Below are 19,571 nucleotides of genomic sequence, written 5' to 3' on the forward strand. Positions count from 1 at the left end.
CCCTTTCATGAGGTCCATCCGAGCGCACAAGGGATTCAAGGGAAAAATCGGACGATGTACAAGCTGTTCTTCAACCTGGTCTTCAAGCGGATGGACCCCGAGCGGGCCCACTACACGGCCTTCCGCTGGATCCGCACGGCAGCGCGCACCCCGGTGCTGCGCACCTTCGTCGCCGCCTACCTCGCCCCCCGCCACCAGGAGCTGCGCACCGAGGCCCTGGGCCTGCGCTTCCACGGCCCCTTCGGCCTGGCCGCCGGCTTCGACAAGAACGCCGTCGCCATCGACGGCATGTCGATGCTCGGCTTCGACCACGTCGAGATCGGCACGGTCACGGCCGAGCCGCAGCCCGGCAACCCGAAGAAGCGGCTGTTCCGCCTCGTGCCGGACCGCGCCCTGATCAACCGGATGGGCTTCAACAACGAGGGCTCGGCGGCCGTGGCGGCCCGCCTGGCGGCCCGCGAGGCCGTCTTCCGCACGGTCGTCGGCGTCAACATCGGCAAGACGAAGGTCGTACCCGAGGAAGAGGCCGTGGGGGACTACGTCACCTCCACCGAGCGCCTCGCCCGCCACGCCGACTACCTCGTCGTCAACGTCTCCTCTCCCAACACCCCCGGCCTGCGCAACCTCCAGGCCACCGAGTCGCTGCGCCCGCTGCTGACGGCCGTGCGCGAGGCCGCGGACCGCACCGTGACCGACCGCCGGGTGCCGCTCCTCGTCAAGATCGCACCCGACCTCGCGGACGAGGACGTCGACGCCGTCGCCGACCTGGCCCTGGAGCTGGGCCTCGACGGCATCATCGCCACCAACACCACCATCGCCCGCGAGGGGCTGGGCCTGAAGTCCGACCCCGCCCTGGTCAAGGAGACCGGCGGGCTCTCCGGCGCGCCCGTCAAGGAGCGCTCCCTGGAGGTCCTGCGCCGCCTGTACGCCCGCGTGGGCGACCGCATGGTCCTCATCGGGGTCGGCGGCATCGAGAACGCCGAGGACGCCTGGCAGCGGATCCTGGCCGGCGCCACGCTGATCCAGGGCTACAGCGCCTTCATCTACGAGGGCCCGTGCTACGCCCGCGCCATCCACAAGGGCCTGGCCGCGCGCCTGGCCGCCAGCCCGTACGCGACGCTCGCCGACGCGGTGGGCGCCGAGACCCGAAAGGCCGCACAGTGACCCTGACCCCGTTCGGCACCCGACTGCGCGCCGCGATGGACTCCCGTGGCCCGTTGTGCGTGGGCATCGACCCGCACGCCGCCCTGCTGGCGCAGTGGGGCCTGCAGGACGACATCGCGGGCCTGGAGCGCTTCTCCCGCACGGTCGTCGAGGCCCTCGCGGAGTCGGTGGCGGTCTTCAAGCCGCAGGCCGCCTTCTTCGAGCGGTTCGGCTCCCAGGGCGTCGCCGTCCTTGAGCGGACCGTCGCGGACGCCCGGGCGGCCGGGACCCTGGTCGTCATGGACGCCAAGCGCGGTGACATCGGCTCGACCATGGCCGCGTACGCCTCGGCCTTCCTGGACCCGGCCTCGCCGCTGTTCTCCGACGCGCTGACGGTGTCCCCGTACCTGGGCTACGGCTCGCTGGCGCCGGCGGTGGAGCTGGCGCGCGAGTCGGGCGCGGGTCTGTTCGTCCTGGCCCTGACGTCGAACCCGGAGGGCGCCGAGGTCCAGCGGGCCGTCCGCGAGGACGGCCGGACCATCGGAGCCACCATGCTGGCGCACTTGGCCGAGGAGAACGCCGGCGCCTCCCCGATGGGATCCTTCGGCGCGGTGGTCGGCGCCACCCTGGGTGATCTGTCCTCCTTCGACCTGGACATCAACGGCCCGCTGCTGGCGCCCGGCATCGGCGCACAGGGTGCGACCGCGGCGGACCTGCCCGCGGTCTTCGGCAAGGCCGTGCGCAACGTCGTCCCGAACGTCTCGCGCGGCGTCCTGAAGCACGGCCCGGACGTGAACGCGCTGCGCGACTCGGCGCGGCGCTTCGCCGACGAGATCCGCGAGGCCGTTTCCGGGTAACCGGCACCCGCCGGGACCTCCCCGAGACCCCGCTCCGCAGCCGCGCGGAGCGGGGTCTCGCACTTTCTGACGAAATTCGAACGCTCTTCACCGGACAAAACACGGGTATTTTGTCCGTGATGTACGGTTCAGTGGAGGCTGACCAGGACTTTTCGTTCGTTCTCGCTGACTGGAGCGGTGTTGGCCGCTAGTCTCCGAGCAGAGTGAACGCGCAGCGAACGAGTTCCATCGCTGTTCGGGAGCTCGCCTGGTGTGGTGCCCTTGGGTTCCCCACCGGTCCGTATCCGACAGTTCGACATCCGAGGTGACGTAGGCGTGGCTCTTCCGCCCCTTACCCCTGAACAGCGCGCAGCCGCGCTCGAAAAGGCCGCCGCGGCTCGCCGGGAGCGGGCCGAGGTGAAGAATCGACTCAAGCACTCCGGCGCCTCGCTCCAAGAGGTCATCAAGACGGGCCAGGAGAACGACGTCATCGGCAAGATGAAGGTCTCCGCCCTGCTGGAGTCCCTGCCTGGCGTGGGCAAGGTGCGCGCCAAGCAGATCATGGAGCGTCTCGGCATCTCCGAGTCCCGGCGTGTCCGAGGTCTCGGCTCCAACCAGATCGCCTCTCTGGAGCGCGAGTTCGGCAGCACCGGCGCCTGAGGCGTCGCCTGGCGTTCTCCCGGTGTTCTCAGGCAGTCCCGAGAACCTGGATAATCGCTCTATGGCAGCAGAGGTTCGTCCGCGGCTGACCGTGCTCTCCGGCCCCTCAGGGGTCGGCAAGAGCACGGTCGTCGCGCATATGCGCAAGGTTCACCCCGAGGTATGGCTCTCGGTGTCGGCCACCACCCGCAAGCCGCGGCCCGGTGAGCGACACGGAGTCCAGTACTTCTTCGTCAACGACGACGAGTTCGACAAGCTGATCGCCAACGGCGAGCTGCTGGAGTGGGCCGAGTTCGCGGGCAACCGCTACGGCACACCGCGCGGCGCGGTGCTGGAGCGCCTGGAAAACGGCGAGCCCGTACTGCTGGAGATCGACCTCCAGGGCGCACGACTCGTCCGCGAGTCGATGCCCGAAGCCCAGCTGGTCTTCCTGGCCCCGCCGAGCTGGGAGGAGCTGGTCCGCCGGCTGACCGGCCGGGGCACCGAATCGGTCGAGGTGATCGAGCGCCGGCTCGCCGCTGCCAAGATCGAACTCGCTGCCGAGTCGGAGTTCGACGTCACCCTGGTCAACACCTCCGTCGAGGACGTGGCCCGTGAGCTGCTAGCCTTGATGGAAGTTGTCTGAATCGTCGATCGGTCTTCACGGATTCGCCCGACTCCAGACGGCCCAATCTTTCATCCATCTTCGGAAGGTAGAGCGTGTCCTCTTCCATCACTGCGCCCGAGGGCATCATCAACCCGCCGATCGACGAGCTGCTCGAGGCCACTGACTCGAAGTACAGCCTCGTGATCTACGCGGCCAAGCGCGCGCGTCAGATCAACGCGTACTACTCGCAGCTCGGTGAGGGCCTGCTCGAGTACGTCGGCCCGCTGGTGGACACCCACGTCCACGAGAAGCCGCTTTCGATCGCGCTGCGCGAGATCAACGCGGGTCTGCTGACCTCCGAGGCCATCGAGGCCCCGGCCCAGTAAGGCACCGAGAAATTCCTTCACCACAGGCCCGGCAGAACATCTGCCGGGCCTGTGGTGTGTCATGGGTGGGTACGACGGTCAGAGCCGAACGCGTCGGACGAGTCGAGAGTGTCAAAAGGGGTGTGCTCGGATGGGTAAGCCGAAGGTCGTGCTGGGCGTCAGCGGCGGGATCGCCGCCTACAAGGCGTGCGAACTGCTCCGCCGGCTGACCGAGTCCGGACACGACGTACGGGTGGTTCCCACGGCCGCCTCCCTGAACTTCGTCGGCGAGGCCACCTGGGCCGCCCTGTCCGGGAACCCCGCCTCCACCGAGGTGTGGGAGACCGTCCACGAGGTGCCCCACGTACGCATCGGCCAGGGCGCGGACCTCGTCGTCGTCGCCCCGGCCACCGCCGACATGCTGGCCAAGGCCGCCCACGGGCTCGCCGACGACCTGCTCACGAACACCCTGCTCACCGCCCGCTGCCCGGTGGTCTTCGCCCCGGCCATGCACACCGAGATGTGGGAGCACCCCGCCACCCAGGAGAACGTGGCCACGCTGCGCCGCCGCGGCGCCGTCGTCATCGAGCCCGCCGTGGGCCGGCTCACCGGCAAGGACACCGGCAAGGGGCGGCTGCCCGACCCCGAGGAGATCTTCGAGGTGTGCCGACAGGTCCTGCGCCGCGGGGTGGCCGAGGCGGACCTCACCGGTCGCCACGTCGTGATCAGCGCGGGCGGCACCCGCGAACCGCTGGACCCGGTGCGCTTCCTCGGCAACCGCTCCTCCGGCAAGCAGGGCTACGCGCTCGCCCGTACGGCCGTCGCCCGCGGGGCGCGGGTCACCCTGATCGCGGCCAACACCGCGCTGGCCGATCCCGCCGGGGTGGACGTCGTACGCGTGGGCACGGCGGTGCAGCTGCGCGAAGCGGTCCTCAAGGCGGCGGCGGACGCCGACGTCGTGGTCATGGCCGCGGCCGTGGCCGACTTCCGGCCCGCCGAGTACGCCGGCGGCAAGATCAAGAAGAAGGACGGGGAGGACCCCGCTCCGGTCGCGCTCGTGCGCAACCCCGACGTCCTCGCCGAGATCTCCGCCGACCGGGCCCGCGAGGGCCAGGTGATCGTGGGCTTCGCCGCGGAGACCGACGACGTCCTGGACAACGGCCGGGCCAAGCTCCGTCGCAAGGGATGTGATCTTCTCGTCGTGAACGAGGTGGGAGAGAGTCGCACCTTCGGATCCGAGGAGAACGAGGCGATCATCCTGGTCTCTGACGGGTTGGAAATTCCGGTGCCCTACGGTCCGAAGGAAGTCCTCGCCGAAGCGATCTGGGACGAGGTTACGCGGCGGTATACGTCGCGACGCGCCTGAGCGGATTCCCCTTCACTCGGTCACTTCCGTACGTAAGAATGGAGTGCCGCAGGTCACACGGCTCCCACAAGGCGAGACGGATGGTCCGGGCAACGGTGGCGACCGATAAACTGCACCCGGAACGTGATCGGGCGCAGCCCCCGATGTGGTTCCGCCAAATGATCAGCCAGCAGCCGCTGCAACCCCAGGGAGCGTTGTGTCCCGTCGTCTCTTCACCTCGGAGTCCGTCACCGAGGGCCACCCCGACAAGATCGCTGACCAGATCAGCGACACGATCCTCGATGCGCTCCTCACCGAGGACCCGACCTCGCGCGTCGCCGTGGAGACCCTCATCACCACGGGTCTCGTGCACATCGCGGGAGAGGTGACGACGAAGGCCTACGCGCCGATCGCGCAGCTCGTGCGCGAGAAGATCCTGGAGATCGGCTACGACTCCTCGAAGAAGGGCTTCGACGGCGCCTCCTGCGGCGTGTCGGTGTCCATCGGCGCCCAGTCCCCGGACATCGCGCAGGGCGTCGACACCGCCTACGAGAAGCGCGTCGAGGGCGACGAGGACGAGCTGGACAAGCAGGGCGCCGGCGACCAGGGCCTGATGTTCGGCTACGCCTGCGACGAGACCCCCGAGCTCATGCCGCTGCCGATCCACATCGCGCACCGGCTCTCGCGCCGCCTGTCCGAGGTCCGCAAGAACGGGACCATCCCGTACCTGCGCCCCGACGGCAAGACCCAGGTCACCATCGAGTACGACGGCGACAAGGCCGTCCGCCTCGACACCGTCGTGGTCTCCTCGCAGCACGCCTCCGACATCGACCTCGACTCGCTGCTCGCGCCCGACATCCGCGAGTTCGTCGTCGAGCACGTCCTGGCCCAGCTCGTCGAGGACGGCATCAAGCTCGACACCGAGGGCTACCGCCTGCTCGTGAACCCGACCGGCCGCTTCGAGATCGGCGGCCCCATGGGCGATGCCGGCCTGACCGGCCGCAAGATCATCATCGACACCTACGGCGGCATGGCCCGCCACGGCGGCGGTGCCTTCTCCGGCAAGGACCCGTCCAAGGTCGACCGCTCCGCGGCCTACGCCATGCGCTGGGTCGCCAAGAACGTGGTCGCCGCCGGCCTCGCCTCGCGCTGCGAGGTCCAGGTCGCGTACGCCATCGGCAAGGCCGAGCCCGTCGGCCTCTTCGTCGAGACCTTCGGCACCGCCAAGGTCGAGACGCAGAAGATCGAGGACGCGATCGGAGAGGTCTTCGACCTGCGCCCGGCCGCGATCATCCGCGACCTCGACCTGCTGCGCCCGATCTACGCCCAGACCGCCGCCTACGGCCACTTCGGCCGCGAGCTGCCGGACTTCACCTGGGAGCGCACCGACCGCGTGGACGCCCTGCGCGCCGCCGCCGGTCTGTAAGGACCACCCGCCGAAAGGCCCCGGACCCACGGTCCGGGGCCTTTCGCGTACGCCCGCCTGTCAGAGCGGTTTGGTAAGAATGCTGATGTGAGCAGCGCGAACGATTCCCCGCCGGAGCAGCTCGCGCTGCTCCGGGAGATGGTCGCCGAGGCGAAGGCCAAGGCGCCCAAGGCGAAGCCGCGTACCTGGCGGGGAGCCGCCCTGGCCGAAGAACTGCCCGTCGCCAGGGTCCTCGTGAACAAGGGCGTGCTCCACCTCGACCGGACCTTCGACTACGCCGTGCCGGCCGAGCTCTCCGACGCCGCCCAGCCCGGCGTCCGCGTCCGCGTCCGCTTCGGCGCAGGCTCCCACCAGGTCCACGGAGGCCGCCGCGAGGGCGGCGGCCTCATCGACGGCTTCATCGTGGAGCGCCGCGCCGAATCCGACTACAACGGAGCCCTCGCCGCCCTCGCCCAAGTCGTCTCGCCGGAGGTCGTGCTCAGCCCGCGCATGCTCGCGCTCGCCCGCGCCGTCGCCGACCGGTACGCCGGCAGCCTCGCCGACGTGCTCCAGCTCGCCCTGCCCCCGCGCAACGCCCGCGCCGAGGCCAAGCCCTCCCCGGAGCCGCTGCCCGCGCCCCCCGCGCCCGAGCCCGCAGGCTGGGAACGGTACGGAGCCGGCCCCGGCTTCCTGCGCGCCCTCGCCGCCGGAGCCACCCCCCGCGCGGTGTGGACCGCGCTGCCCGGCCCCGGCTGGGCCGACGAACTCGCCCGGGCCGTGGCCGCCACCCTGGCCTCCGGCCGCGGCGCCCTCGCCGTGCTCCCCGACGGCCGGACCGCCGCACGGGTGGACGCCGCCCTGACCGCCCTCCTCGGCCAAGGACGGCACGCCCTGCTGACCGCCGAGTCCGGGCCCGAGAAGCGCTACCGGCAGTGGCTCGCCGTCCACCGCGGCTCCGTCCGCGCCGTCATCGGCACCCGGGCCGCGATGTTCGCCCCCGTACGCGACCTCGGACTCGTCGCGATCTGGGACGACGGCGACTCCAGCCACAGCGAGGACCGCGCCCCCTTCCCGCACGTCCGCGAGGTGCTGGAACTGCGCGCCGTCAGCGACGGCTGCGGCTTCCTCGCCGGCAGCACCAGCTGCACCGTGGAGGCCGCCCAACTCGTCGAGTCCGGCTGGGCCCGCCCGCTGGTGGCGGCCCGCGAGACGGTACGGGCCCACGCGCCCCGGATCCGCACCGTCGGCGACGAACTGCTCGCCCGCGACGAGGCGGCCCGGGCCGCCCGACTGCCCAGCCTCGCGTGGGAGACCGTACGGGAGGGACTCAAGACCGGGCCCGTCCTCGTACAGGTGCCCCGAAGGGGCTACGTACCCCGGCTGTCGTGCGAGCGGTGCCGGACCCCCGCCCGCTGCACCGTCTGCGCCGGACCCCTGGAAGCCCCCGACGAGCGGGACCTCACGTGCGGTTGGTGCGGCCGCGACGAGGCGTCCTGGCACTGCGAGGAATGCGGGTCCTTCCGGCTGCGAGCCCAGGTCGTGGGCGCCCGGCGCACCGCCGAGGAACTCGGGCGGGCCTTCCCTGCCGTGCCCGTACGCACCTCCGGCCGCGACCACGTCCTGGACGAAGTCCCCGACCGGCCGGCACTCGTCGTGAGCACCCCCGGCGCCGAACCGGTGGCGGCGGGCACCGGGTACGCCGCCGCGCTGCTCCTCGACGGCTGGGCCATGCTGACCCGCCCCGACCTGCGCGCCGGCGAGGACGCCCTGCGCCGCTGGATCGCCGCCGCCTCCCTCGTACGGGCCGACGGCCAGGTCGTGGTGGTCGCCGAGCCGACGCTGCGCCCCGTCCAGGCCCTCGTCCGCTGGGACCCGGTGGGCCACGCCGTGCGGGAGCTCGCGGAGCGGGCCCAGCTCGGCTTCCCGCCCGTCTCCCGGATGGCCGCGGTCGCCGGGCGGGGCGAAGCCGTGGAGACCTTCCTGGCCGGAGCCGGGCTGCCGCCCGACGCCGAGATCCTCGGCCCGGTGCCGCTGCCCGGACGTCGGGGGGAGCCGTCCCCCGGGGAGCGGGCCCTGGTCCGGGTCCCGCCGGGCAGCGGAGCCGCCCTGGCTGCCGCGCTGAAGTCCGCGCAGGCGGCGCGCCTGGCCCGCGGTGTTCCCGCGGCGGAGGCGGTGCGGGTCCGGATCGACCCGTTGGACATCGGCTGACATCGGCCGGCACGGGCCGGCACCGGCTGCATGGCATCGGCCGGCATCGGCCGGCATGGGCATCGGCCGCCACCGAGACCGTGCCGAACGCCGAAGCCCCGGCGGGGAGGACCGTACGGTCCTCCCCGCCGGGGCGGTTTTCTGCGCGGCGGCCCTGGGCCGGCCGTCGGGGGTCGGCGTCCCGGCGGCGGGACAGGGTCAGCCGTTGCGCGGACCGGGGAAGGCGGGGGAGCGCGGAGCCTCCACGAGGCTGCGCGCGGGGGCACCGCCGGCGGCTGCCTGGGCCTCCTCGCGCACCGGCTGCGGCGGCACCGAACGGGCGGCCGGGACGGTGGGCAGCGGCCCCATGGTCCGGGTGGTCGTCCCCTCGGCCAGCGGCTCCGCCGCCTCCGCGGACTGTGCCCGCCGGGCACCGTAGCGGCGGTGCACCGCCTGCTTGGTGACGCCGAGCGCCGAGCCGACCGCGTCCCACGAGAAGCCGAGCGAGCGGTCGAAGTCCACCGCGGCGGTCACCAGCGTCTCCACGCTGTCGCGCAGCTCCTGGGCGAGGCGGACGGTGGGCGCGGGCGCCCGGCCGTAGACGACGAAGCCAGTGGAGGGGCCCGAACGACGCGGGCGGTACACGTTGCCGAGCTGGGCCGTGAGCGTACGCAGGGCATCCACCTGCCGGCGAACCCGCTCGATGTCCCGTACCAGGAGGTGCAGGCTGGCCCGGGCTTGGGCGTCGTGGGTGGCGTGGTCGGCCATGAAGAAGCCTCTCGAACCGGTGCTGAAGGGCGGATCGGGCCGCAGACATCGTTCACACGCGGCCCGTTTCGGTCAATCTCTCTTGACCAACGCGCCACCCGTCGCGCAGGTCACGCTAGGGGGGCGTGTCGGCATATGCGAGTGGCGCGCGCGTGTACGCACGCCCCCTCGCCACCCGTGGCACCACAGGTGGGCCGCCCGGCGGACGCCCCATAGACTGGTGCGCTGCTGACAGCCGACATAGCGAGGTAGGACCCCCAGTGAAGCTCGTCTTCGCAGGCACCCCCGAGGTCGCCGTACCCGCCCTGGACGCCCTGATCGCCTCCGGGCGGCACGAGGTCGCGGCCGTCGTCACCCGGCCCGACGCCCCGGCCGGCCGCGGCCGCCGGCTCGTCGCCAGCCCGGTCGCCGAACGCGCCGAAGAGGCCGGCATCGAGGTCCTCAAGCCCACCCGGCCGCGCGACCCCGACTTCCAGGCCCGGCTGCGCGAGATCGACCCCGACTGCTGCCCCGTCGTCGCCTACGGCGCCATCCTCCCCAAGAGCGCCCTCGACATTCCCCGCCACGGCTGGGTCAACCTGCACTTCTCGCTGCTGCCCTCCTGGCGCGGAGCCGCCCCCGTCCAGCACTCGATCATGGCGGGGGACCAGCTCACCGGCGCCTCCACCTTCCAGATCGAGGAAGGCCTGGACTCGGGTCCGGTCTACGGCGTCCTCACCGAGGAGATCCGTCCGACCGACAACAGCGGCGACCTGCTCACGCGCCTCGCCTTCGCCGGCGCCGGACTGCTCGCCGCCACCATGGACGGCATCGAGGACGGCACCCTGCGCGCCGTCGCCCAGCCCCTCGAAGGGATCTCCCTCGCACCCAAGATCACGGTGGACGACGCCCGGATCGACTGGACGGCGCCCGCGATGCGCGCCGACCGCGTCGTGCGCGGCTGCACGCCGGCGCCGGGCGCGTGGACCGTCTTCCGTGGGGAACGCCTCAAGCTGATCTCGCTCGGCATGGTCGCCGACCGTACGGACCTGGCGCCGGGCATGCTGTCCGCGGCCAAGAACAACGTCTACGTCGGCACCGGCTCGCACGCCGTCGAGCTGCTCTGGGTCCAGCCGCAGGGCAAGAAGCCGATGCGCGCCGCCGACTGGGCGCGCGGGGTACGGATCGCCCCCGGCGAGCGGCTCGGCGCAGCCGACGTAGGCTGATCGGTGCGGACTTTCCCGCAGTCCCGGCGGGACCCGGCGGATTCCAGCACGCGCAGGGCCCGTACCAACTCGTAGCAGGCGTAGCACTCCCAGCAGCCGTACCACTCGTACATCCGGAGCACCTTTCACGTGAGCGAACAGCCCCGTCAGCCCCGTCGCAAGCCCGCCCCCGCGGGAGCGGGCGGCAAGCAGGCCAAGCCGCACCGTCGGCCCAAGAAGGACCCCGTCCGGATGCTGGCCTTCGAGGTGCTGCGGGCAGTGGACGAACGTGACGCCTACGCCAACCTCGTTCTGCCGCCGCTGCTCAAGAAGGCGCGCCAGGACGAGAGCTTCCAGGCGCGCGACGCGGCGCTGGCCACCGAACTGGTCTACGGAACGCTGCGCCGGCAGGGCACGTACGACGCGGTCATCAAGGCCTGCATCGACCGGCCGCTGCGCGAGGTCGACCCGCCGGTTCTCGACGTCCTCTCCCTCGGCGCGCACCAGCTGCTGGGCACCCGGATCCCCACCCACGCCGCCGTCTCGGCAAGCGTGGAACTGGCCCGGGTGGTGCTCGGCGACGGACGCGCCAAGTTCGTCAACGCCGTGCTGCGCAAGATCGCCGCGCACGACCTGGACGGCTGGCTGGAGCGGGTCGCGCCGCCCTACGAGGACGACGCCGAGGAACACCTCGCCGTCTACCACTCGCACCCCCGGTGGGTCGTCAGCGCCCTGTGGGACGCCCTGGGCGGCGGGCGCGCCGGGATCGAGGACCTGCTGGAGGCCGACAACGAGCGGCCCGAGGTGACCCTGGTCGCACGGCCCGGCCGGTCCACGCCCCAGGAGCTGCTGGAAGCGGTCGGCGAGGAGTCGGCACTCCCCGGGCGCTGGTCGCCTTACGCGGTCCGGATGGCCGAGGGCGGCGAGCCGGGCGCGCTGGAGGCGGTGCGCGAGGGCCGCGCCGGCGTGCAGGACGAGGGCAGCCAGCTGGTGGCGATGGCCCTGGCGGCCGCGCCGGTCGAGGGCCGTGACGAGCGCTGGCTCGACGGCTGTGCGGGCCCGGGCGGCAAGGCGGCGCTGCTCGCCGCGCTCGCTGCCGAGCGCGGGGCGTTCCTGCTGGCGTCGGAGAAGCAGCCGCACCGGGCGCGGCTGGTGGGTCGGGCCCTCGCGGGCAACCCGGGCCCGTACCAGGTCATCGCGGCGGACGGCACCCGCCCGGCGTGGCTGCCCGGCTCCTTCGACCGCGTCCTGATGGACGTGCCGTGCTCCGGCCTGGGCGCGCTGCGCCGCCGCCCGGAGGCCCGCTGGCGCCGCCGCCCGGAGGACCTGGAGGGCTTCGCGCCACTGCAGCGCGGCCTGCTGCGGCAGGCCCTGTCGGCGGTGCGGGTCGGCGGGGTCGTCGGCTACGCGACGTGCTCACCGCACCTGGCGGAGACCCGGGTCGTGGTGGACGACGTCCTCAAGGGCCGCGGCGCCGGCCACGCGCCGGTGTCCGCCGAACTCATCGACGCCCGGCCCTTCATGGCGGGCGTCCCGGCCCTGGGCGACGGCCCGGACGTCCAGCTGTGGCCCCACCTGCACGGCACGGACGCGATGTACCTGGCCCTCCTGCGCCGCACGGCGTAAGCAGTACTTCGGCGGTCGGGCGGGCCTGTCAGTGGTCGGCGGCACACTGAAGCCATGAACCTCTCTGCGCCCGCCGCGGGCAACGCTTCCCACACCCCCACCCCCACCGCCTGGGTGGATTCGATGGGCGGCCCTCTGATCGTCGTCCCCGTGTCCGCGTCGGCCGCGTGGCACGGCTGCACGGAGTCCGGGGTCATGGTGGGGGACGCCACCGCTGCCGACGACTACGACCGGGCCTGTGCGGTGGCGGGTCTGGCCGGCGTGATCGCCGTCGGCGGGGTCGGCGCCGAGGCGCTCGTACTGGCGGACGAGCCGGCCACCACCTGCTATCTGCCCGAGCACCGGGCCTTCCTGCGGTGGCTGGCCGCCGACTCCGAGGCCGGGCTGAGGGCCGCCGCCGAGGCTGTGCTCGCGGACCCCGCCACGGCGTGGGAGGAGTGCGGGACATGGGTCTCGGACGGCCCGGCCGTACTCATGGATTCCGCCGAAGCGGGATCCGACCTCAACGTCGAGTATCCCGGTGGCGGGATACCTTCCCAGGCTCCGGTCCCACTGCCCGCCGGCCGCTGGAGGGTCCGCGCCGTCCACGTCGAGGCGGACGAGGAGAACTGGCCCGGCCTGGTCCAGCTCCTGCCGGCCGACTCCTGAACCGGAGGGTCGTGAACCGGCGAGGGGTAGTTCCGCGCTGTGTCACAACTCCGTGACAGGGACGGCCGCCGGGCCGGAATGACCCGCATTCACTTTGCAGACAGCAACGCAAGGTTGATAGAAATGGATCACCTGTGCGGGTGGGCGGCGGTGCCGTCGGCCGGCGTCGGGGCACTGGAGAGAAGCGTTGTGAGGAACGGGGGACAACGTGTCTACGTGGGACATCAAGCCGGCCGGCGTCCAAGGCGTCCTGAACAAAACCGCCGAAGCGGGCAGTAAGTTCGAGGAAGAGTTCACGTCGTACAGCGACGGCCTGGTCGGCGCCGCGACGTGGGCGGGCACGATGGTGCTGGGCGGGACCGAGCTGCCCAAGGAGGGCGCGTTCGGCCCTGTGGCCCAGGCCTTGCTCGAGTTTCAGCAGCGAACGGAAAACGACCTGAAGTTCCTTCCCGTCCGGACGGGAAAGTCCATCACCGGGGCACGCCTGGCCACTGAGGAGTACGTCAAGGGCGACCTGCAGATGGCGAAGAACAAGCAGGAGGAGTACTCCAAGGCTCCGACCGCGGAAGAGCTGAAGGGTCCCAAGAAGTGATCGACGTCGGGAAGATACCGACCTTCACCGGCAACCTGGAGACCCTGGAGACGCACGCGGCCGCGCTCAAGACGACCGCCTCCAGCATCCGCGGCACCGGCAGAGACGTGCACAACGCCTTCCAGGCACTGGACCCGGTCTATGACGCTCCCGAACAGGAGGAGTTGCTCAACTCGACGATTCCCGTCCGGGACAAGGCGGACGCGTTCGCGACGAAGCTGGAGTCGGTCAGCGGTGCGCTGACGACTTTCGCGTCGACCGCCCGGCCGCTGGTGGCGAAGATGAAGCAACTCCGCAGTGATGCGGAGAAGTTCGTCGCGGACAACAAGGACGACGAGGACTGGCAGCAGGACCAGGGCAAGATCGACGAGAACGCGCGCCTCGTCCGCGAGGTCGGCGTGACGTGGGTGGCGTTCCAGGGCGTCGAGCGCGACGCGGCCAACAAGATCACCACCCTGGTGGGCGGCACGCACTTCGTCGTCGACGACGGCTCGCACAAGGCCGGCATGTACGGCTTCAAGGAGAGCGACGTCAAGGACGCCAAGGAGACGCCTTGGGGGACGGCCGACGAGCGCGAGTACACGGGCCTTCGGGCCGCGTGGGAGTGGACGAAGGACAACGTCGGCGGCGGCCTCAAGGGCTTCTTCGTCGACGGCGTCTGGGGCACCCTCAAGGGCCTCGGCAACATGGTCAACGTGTTCGACATGGACACCTTCAAGAAGACCTGGTCGGGCATCGGCGACGTCTTCGCCGGTGTCAGCGGCTACATCATCACGCCCTACGACTGGGCGATGGACAAGATGTTCGGCCCGGTCGACCACAGCGACCGGGAGAAGAGCAAGGCCGCCCTGCGCAACTTCGGCAAGTCGCTGGTCGCGTGGGACGAGTGGGGCAAGGACCCGGCGCGGGCCGGCGGGACGGTGGTGTTCAACATCCTGACCATCGGCGCTGGTTCGTTCCTCAAGCTCGGCAGGGCCGGAAAGCTGGGCGTGGGCTCGGAGATCGCGACCGCCGTGGGCAAGGCGGGCGTGCTCGTCGACCCGATGAGCTACCTGGGCAAGGCGGCCAACGTCACGAAGATCAAGGTCGGCGACTTCATGGAGGGCTTCAAGGCCAGCCGTGCGGGCGTGGACGACATGGCCCACAGCATGCCCGGCGGAACCTCCCCGCACCCGGTGGAAGCGACCCCGCCCCCGGCCGGCCACGAGTACACCGACCCGAACGGCAAGAAGCGCGTCATCGGCCACGACGGCATCATCCGCGACGAGCACGGCAACGTCGTCCCCGACACCGAGCCGGTCCGGGAGCCGCACAAGGACGACCTGCCCAACACCCACGAGCCGGCCCCGGTCAGGGAACGCGTCCTCGAAGGCGCGGGCGGCCCCAGCCACGCGGAGAACTCCACGGGCCACCCGACGGGCCCGGCGCACCCCGCGGGCGGATCCCACGCCCCGGGCGGTGCGACCAACCACTCCGTCGGCGGCGCGGCCTCCCACACCTCGGGAGGCCCCGGCCACAACACGGCCCACAACAGCCACACCACGTCTGGCGGCGGGGGAGCGGGAACACACGGCGGCACCGCCCCCCACACAACGGGCGGCGGCACGGCCGCGCATGGCGACACGGCCACGACCGGTGGCGACGGTTCCGGCGGCAGCTCGGGCGGTACGCACCACGGCGATGGCTCCGGCGTTCCCCACCAGGGTGACGGCAGCGGCCACGACGCCTCGGGCAACTCCGGTGACGGAGGCGGCCAGGGCGATGCCCCCGACGCTTCGCCCGGCGGGGCCGGCGACCCGCCGCTGGACCCCAAGGTGGTCGACGAGCGCATCAAGGAACTGGACGACCGGCAGGGCGGCGAGGGCCATGCACCAGGCCGTCACCTCTACCCTGCCGACCAGGCGCTCATCGACCGGCTCGGCACGGTACTCCGCGACGCCAACGGCGCGCCGAAGTTGTACGGGCCGAACTCGCACTATCCGGGTCTCGTGAAGTCAGAGAACAACATCGACCCGTTGACCGGTAGCAGGGTGGACGGCGTCCACGGCGGGGTGCACCGTGTCGGCCCCTACGCCACCCGCTTCGGCAATGCGGAAGATATGGTACGGGCGGACGAGTATTTCCGTGCCGAGTATGCGCGAACCGGAGAGATGCCGAAGGACACATCCATCGCGGACGTATTGGGTGCGAAGGCTCATGAGAGATTCACTGGTTACTATCGCGACCCGAGCAACCTGACCGACTTCAAGCCGGTCGACTTCGAGGGCGGAACCATCGTTCCCGGCTACCGAATCCACGATGGCAAACTGACCCTGCATACTATGTTCGCCAACCCGGCACCCGGCCGGCACCCGTAAAAGAAGGACTAAATGGACGAGCGATTCGAGCGGTTTGTCACGGGGTACTTGAACCACGTGGAAGGCTATGACACCACTGGCTACCTCAGGCCCACGTTGCTGGGATTCAACGAGTCGTTTGTCAAGGCGGTCCGTGAAGGATTTGAGCAGGCGCTGGCAGATGATTCATTCGGGCCGGTTGAATATGAGCGGCTGACGGATATTGAGTTCCCCGACAGGGAGACCCTCCGGACCTATCTTCAGGGCGTGTACGACTACCTTTTCAAGGGTGCGCCCAAGCAGCCGCTGCCCCCGGAGTAGAGGCACGTCTCGCTGCTGGCCGAGCGTGGCGCCTCCGTCGCGCCAAGGCGCTGCTCGCCGCTTGAACCGGCCGCACGACACCCGCGGTGAACCCGTCGCCACATTTCCGCAGCGATGCTGCACCTGCGCAGGAGAGTTTGCCCACCATGCTGATGCGCGCGCCCAAGGAGAGCGGCTCGTGGACCTGGATCCTGGACGACCCGACGGGTTCCGGTCCGGGGTTCGGGCTTGCGACCGCAGCACGTATGAGCGCCGTCCTCACGAAGCACGATCTGTTGGAGCTGCATTCAGTCGAGTGGGATTGGTCTCACGCCGGCAGAGGCGGCCTCGCGGGCTCCAGCCGCCTGAGCGTCAGCGCGAAGTCGCTCGCCAGTCCGGCATGTCCCGGATGGCTGCGCGCCCGCCATCCGCAGGCGCGAATCAGCTCGATCACGCTGCTGGGAGACGGCGCCTGGTTCGACGCGGCCGGTGAACGGCATCGAGAGCACCGGCTGGTGGATCTCTATGTGGCGCTCGACGAGACGGATATCTGGGTCGAACTGTCCGTGCACCACGATGTCTGGGCTCAATGTGATTTCCGGGGTGTGCCGCAGCCGCTCATCCACGCCAACAACGCACCGCGGCTCGCCGCCGCCCTGCAGGAGCTCGAGCAGGTGCTCGGCGCCGAGGCGGAACCCGGCGAGGCGACGTACTACGGCCGGGCCGAGGGCTACGGACTCGCGGCTCCCGACATCATCGACGGGCTGGGACCGGACCTCACCAATGCGACGTTCGGCTGATGGGCGAGGCGACGAACTCAGTTGGACAAGGGGTGGATCAGGGGCCGGTCCCTGTAGGTCCGTCGTCAATTGCAGGGTGCGGCCCGCCGACAGCGAGTACTTCGAGGGCGAGCTGGGCGAGCTGTTCGACACGGACACGCTCCCGGTGCTGCTGAACGACGTCAGGGACGCCGTCGGCCGGGGCGTGCGGTCACTGGCGACGGGTGAGAAGAGTTCGTGCGACGTGGAGTCGGCCATGAGCGTGCTCGACATCAGCTGTTCCCCGCGTGCGCTGATCGATGGCGTCCCCATCGTCTTCCACGAGCAGGGACCGGAGGGTCGACGGTTCGGCGAGTACCTGTCGGCCTTCGGAAACGAACGCGTGCGTGCGGAGGTCCGCGAAGCACCGACAGAAACGCACTGAAAGACATGACGACAAGGAACACGGCATGACCAAGGACGTGATCGCGCTCACCGAGCGCATGCCGGACGCGCTCAGCGTCCTGGCGGGCCTGCTCGCGGGCGGCCCGGACCTGGTGGTCGAGTCCGCCGGAGAGGGCGCCGTGGTCCAGCTGTGCGACGCCGACGGCCGGCCGCTCGTCTCGATCGAGGTCCCGCTGATGCTCCAGGTGCCGGGCGAGGCGGCCCGGCTGCTGGGGTCCGGCGCTGAGCTGTCGGGCGACGGCCCGGCGTGGTGGGTCGAGGCCCGCGCCGCCGCGGGCGTACCGCAGGCCGAGCAGCTCGCCGGAGCCTTCGCGGCCCGTCTGACGATGCTCCTGGGCGGCAAGGTGTGGCCGCCGGACGCCCCGGGCACCGTCGGCGCGGCCCGCCCCGTCGACGTCTCGGGAATCACCGCCGTACCGGCCCCCGCCGCCGCCCAGCCGGCCGTCGACATGCTCACCGACAAGGCCGCCGTGGTGCTCCAGGACCGCCCGGTCATCCCCATGACGAGCTGGCTCTCGGAGGCGCTGCGGGCCACCGTGGAGAGCGACCGGTCCCTGCAGATCGTCACCCCGCCGCACTGCCGCCTCTCCACGCCCACCCGCCTGCTGCTGCAGTCCATGCCCTCCCGGTGGGTGGTGCAGGACGAGCGCTGCGGCTACTACGACGGCCTCACGGGCGCCGTCCTCACATGGCAGGACGACACCTTCGCTCCGGCCCGCGACGAGAACGGCGAGACGCCGGTGGCCGACGCCTTCACGGAGGCCGGGCCCACCGGTGAGCGTCAGCTCACCGTCTCCTTCCGCACCCTGCACCGCCCCACGGCGGACCTCGTTCTCGGCGGCGCGCTCGAGGCCGCCTGGCAGGCGCTCACCGGCGGGCTGCCGGCCGGCTGGGGGACCTCGGAGCCGGCCGGCCTGAGCTGGTCGCGGCGCCAGCTGACCGAGCTGGCGTACGAGCGGGCCCCGCGCTCCACCTGGACCGTTGTCGTCGGCACGCCGGACCGGCCCGCCGTCGCCACCCTGCGCGTCATCCGCACCCCGGAGGGGGTGGAGGAGGACGTCACCCTCACCGTCGGCTTCGGGCCGGGCGAGGAGATACCGCTGGGCGCGCTGCCGGAGCTGGCCGAGGAGCTGGTGACCCGGTACGGGCTCAAGACCATGCTGTGCCAGCTGCGCGAAGCCCGCCGGGACCTGAGCGCCCCACCCCACTACGAGCACCCGCCGCTGCCGTACGCGTTCGTACTCGGTCCGGCGGAGGTCCAGGAGGCGGGGCGCGACACCGCGAGCAGGACGCCGCTCAAGCAACGCCCGGTGCAACTGGGCCCGAAGACCCGGCCGGGCTTCTACTACGCACTCGGCGACGCCGAGACCGCCGAGAGTTGGGCCGCCCTGGAGCGCCTCCTGCGCCACCTGCGCGGCGCGCCGCCCGCCTGACCGACGACGGAGGCCGGTGCGGGCATGCCCCGGCTTCCGTCCATAGCGAAAGATTGCAGTGGACCCTCGTACAGGAACTTCTTCAGAGCCATTTGAACCTTGAGCAGGGCTACTACGTGGGTGGCTGCCTGCGGCCCACTTTGCTGAGCTTCAGCGACTCCTATGTGGAGCTGGCCCGTGCGGGATTCGAGCAGATTATTGCCGATGATTCCTTCGGTCCGGCCGAATATGAACGACTGACTGATATCGAATTCCCTGACAGGGAAAGCCTGAAGGTCTACCTTCGCGCCATGTATGCCCATCTGTTCAATGGCGCTTCGCAGCAGCCGATGCCGCCGGGGTGACGACGTGGGGGATGGCTGGGATTGCTGGTCATGCTGATGCCCGCGGCTAGCGGGGCGGGGCGGGGTGGGGCCGGGTGGGCCGGGGCCGGGACTGGAAGGGCGCGGCGGGGGCTTCGGGAGGTCGGGAGTCGCTTGGGCGGTGTCAGGGTTGTGCTGGGGGTTTCCCGGCAGTCCCAATCGTCTCTCCGTGTCGGGCCGGCCCGTCAAGGGCGCTCCCTGCGGTCGCGTCACTTCGTGATGGCCTTCGGCCACCCTTGACCGACCGTCCCGCCACGGAAATCCGAAAGACTGCCGGGAAGCCCCCAAAGGAATGGGCCGGGGGATCGAGCAAGAGACGGGGCGGCCAGCGATGCGCGGGCGGAGCCCGGTGCGCGTCAAATCGCTACGCGCTCCTCGACGACGGCGCCTGCGAGCCCGTGGGCTGGGCATAAGCCGCCACCAATTGCTACGCGCTCCTGACAGACGGCGCCTGCGAGCCCCTTGGGCTGGGCATAGGCCGCCATCGATCGCTACGCGCTCCCCGACGACGGCGTCTCGCCCTCAGCTGGGGCTGATGGGGGCGATATCGGGGGGCGGAAGGGTGATCCATC

At 71.2% G+C, this 19,571-nt stretch carries 19 protein-coding genes; 18 read left to right on the forward strand and 1 reads right to left on the reverse strand.

Annotated features, from left to right (window positions below; all coding sequences use genetic code 11):
* Window positions 1-54 precede the first annotated feature (54 nt).
* The 8 genes from AB0F82_RS12070 to AB0F82_RS12105 all read left to right on the forward strand — a co-directional run bounded on the left by AB0F82_RS12070 (window position 55) and on the right by AB0F82_RS12105 (window position 8,548).
* Window positions 55-1,164, forward strand: coding sequence for a quinone-dependent dihydroorotate dehydrogenase (locus AB0F82_RS12070; RefSeq protein WP_362626070.1), 1,110 nt, complete (start codon window positions 55-57; stop codon window positions 1,162-1,164).
* Complete coding sequence (gene pyrF / locus AB0F82_RS12075; protein WP_356812732.1) at window positions 1,161-2,000, forward strand: orotidine-5'-phosphate decarboxylase; 840 nt, start codon at window positions 1,161-1,163, stop codon at window positions 1,998-2,000. The genes AB0F82_RS12070 and pyrF overlap by 4 nt, the downstream gene beginning before the upstream one ends.
* Window positions 2,001-2,315: 315 nt before the next feature.
* Window positions 2,316-2,639 carry an integration host factor gene (locus tag AB0F82_RS12080; RefSeq protein WP_030008746.1) on the forward strand — a complete coding sequence of 108 codons (324 nt, stop codon included), beginning with the start codon at window positions 2,316-2,318 and terminating at the stop codon, window positions 2,637-2,639.
* Window positions 2,640-2,700: 61 nt separating this feature from the next.
* Window positions 2,701-3,264, forward strand: coding sequence for a guanylate kinase (gene gmk / locus AB0F82_RS12085; RefSeq protein WP_356812733.1), 564 nt, complete (start codon window positions 2,701-2,703; stop codon window positions 3,262-3,264).
* Between the two features lie 74 nt (window positions 3,265-3,338).
* On the forward strand, window positions 3,339-3,611 hold the full coding sequence (gene rpoZ / locus AB0F82_RS12090) for a DNA-directed RNA polymerase subunit omega (protein WP_004948662.1): 273 nt from the start codon (window positions 3,339-3,341) through the stop codon (window positions 3,609-3,611).
* 130 nt (window positions 3,612-3,741) lie between these two features.
* Window positions 3,742-4,956 (forward strand): bifunctional phosphopantothenoylcysteine decarboxylase/phosphopantothenate--cysteine ligase CoaBC, encoded by a 1,215-nt coding sequence (gene coaBC, locus AB0F82_RS12095; RefSeq protein ID WP_362626075.1) that lies wholly within the window; start codon window positions 3,742-3,744, stop codon window positions 4,954-4,956.
* 196 nt (window positions 4,957-5,152) lie between these two features.
* A complete protein-coding gene (metK, locus tag AB0F82_RS12100) occupies window positions 5,153-6,361 on the forward strand; it encodes a methionine adenosyltransferase (RefSeq protein WP_350996735.1) in 1,209 nt (402 codons plus the stop codon).
* Between the two features lie 87 nt (window positions 6,362-6,448).
* Window positions 6,449-8,548, forward strand: a complete 2,100-nt coding sequence (locus AB0F82_RS12105; protein WP_362626078.1) for a primosomal protein N' — start codon at window positions 6,449-6,451, stop codon at window positions 8,546-8,548.
* 198 nt (window positions 8,549-8,746) lie between these two features.
* On the opposite strand, the gene AB0F82_RS12110 is transcribed toward AB0F82_RS12105, so the two are convergent.
* Window positions 8,747-9,295: a hypothetical protein gene (locus AB0F82_RS12110; protein WP_362626081.1), complete on the reverse strand. Its 549-nt coding sequence runs from the start codon at window positions 9,293-9,295 to the stop codon at window positions 8,747-8,749.
* Between the two features lie 260 nt (window positions 9,296-9,555).
* Between AB0F82_RS12110 and fmt the strand changes: the two genes are divergently transcribed.
* From fmt to AB0F82_RS12160, 10 genes are all read left to right on the forward strand, one after another.
* On the forward strand, window positions 9,556-10,500 hold the full coding sequence (gene fmt / locus AB0F82_RS12115; protein WP_356812737.1) for a methionyl-tRNA formyltransferase: 945 nt from the start codon (window positions 9,556-9,558) through the stop codon (window positions 10,498-10,500).
* Between the two features lie 129 nt (window positions 10,501-10,629).
* On the forward strand, window positions 10,630-12,105 hold the full coding sequence (locus tag AB0F82_RS12120; RefSeq protein ID WP_362626085.1) for an RsmB/NOP family class I SAM-dependent RNA methyltransferase: 1,476 nt from the start codon (window positions 10,630-10,632) through the stop codon (window positions 12,103-12,105).
* Between the two features lie 54 nt (window positions 12,106-12,159).
* Complete coding sequence (locus tag AB0F82_RS12125) at window positions 12,160-12,753, forward strand: Imm21 family immunity protein (RefSeq protein WP_362626088.1); 594 nt, start codon at window positions 12,160-12,162, stop codon at window positions 12,751-12,753.
* A gap of 208 nt (window positions 12,754-12,961) precedes the next feature.
* A complete protein-coding gene (locus tag AB0F82_RS12130) occupies window positions 12,962-13,345 on the forward strand; it encodes a DUF6507 family protein (protein ID WP_356812741.1) in 384 nt (127 codons plus the stop codon).
* Window positions 13,342-15,702 (forward strand): hypothetical protein, encoded by a 2,361-nt coding sequence (locus AB0F82_RS12135; protein ID WP_362626091.1) that lies wholly within the window; start codon window positions 13,342-13,344, stop codon window positions 15,700-15,702. Before AB0F82_RS12130 ends, AB0F82_RS12135 begins: the two co-directional genes overlap by 4 nt.
* Before the next feature lie 12 nt (window positions 15,703-15,714).
* On the forward strand, window positions 15,715-16,002 hold the full coding sequence (locus AB0F82_RS12140; RefSeq protein ID WP_362626094.1) for a hypothetical protein: 288 nt from the start codon (window positions 15,715-15,717) through the stop codon (window positions 16,000-16,002).
* A 146-nt stretch (window positions 16,003-16,148) separates the two neighbouring features.
* Window positions 16,149-16,781, forward strand: coding sequence for a hypothetical protein (locus tag AB0F82_RS12145; protein WP_362626096.1), 633 nt, complete (start codon window positions 16,149-16,151; stop codon window positions 16,779-16,781).
* Between the two features lie 76 nt (window positions 16,782-16,857).
* Window positions 16,858-17,184: a hypothetical protein gene (locus tag AB0F82_RS12150; protein ID WP_362626098.1), complete on the forward strand. Its 327-nt coding sequence runs from the start codon at window positions 16,858-16,860 to the stop codon at window positions 17,182-17,184.
* A gap of 25 nt (window positions 17,185-17,209) precedes the next feature.
* On the forward strand, window positions 17,210-18,637 hold the full coding sequence (locus AB0F82_RS12155; protein WP_362626100.1) for a DUF6177 family protein: 1,428 nt from the start codon (window positions 17,210-17,212) through the stop codon (window positions 18,635-18,637).
* A 53-nt stretch (window positions 18,638-18,690) separates the two neighbouring features.
* Window positions 18,691-18,981: a hypothetical protein gene (locus AB0F82_RS12160; protein WP_362626103.1), complete on the forward strand. Its 291-nt coding sequence runs from the start codon at window positions 18,691-18,693 to the stop codon at window positions 18,979-18,981.
* Window positions 18,982-19,571: the final 590 nt, after the last annotated feature.

The sequence above is a fragment of the Streptomyces virginiae genome (assembly GCF_040638905.1).
In the GTDB taxonomy this organism is placed as follows: domain Bacteria; phylum Actinomycetota; class Actinomycetes; order Streptomycetales; family Streptomycetaceae; genus Streptomyces; species Streptomyces virginiae_B.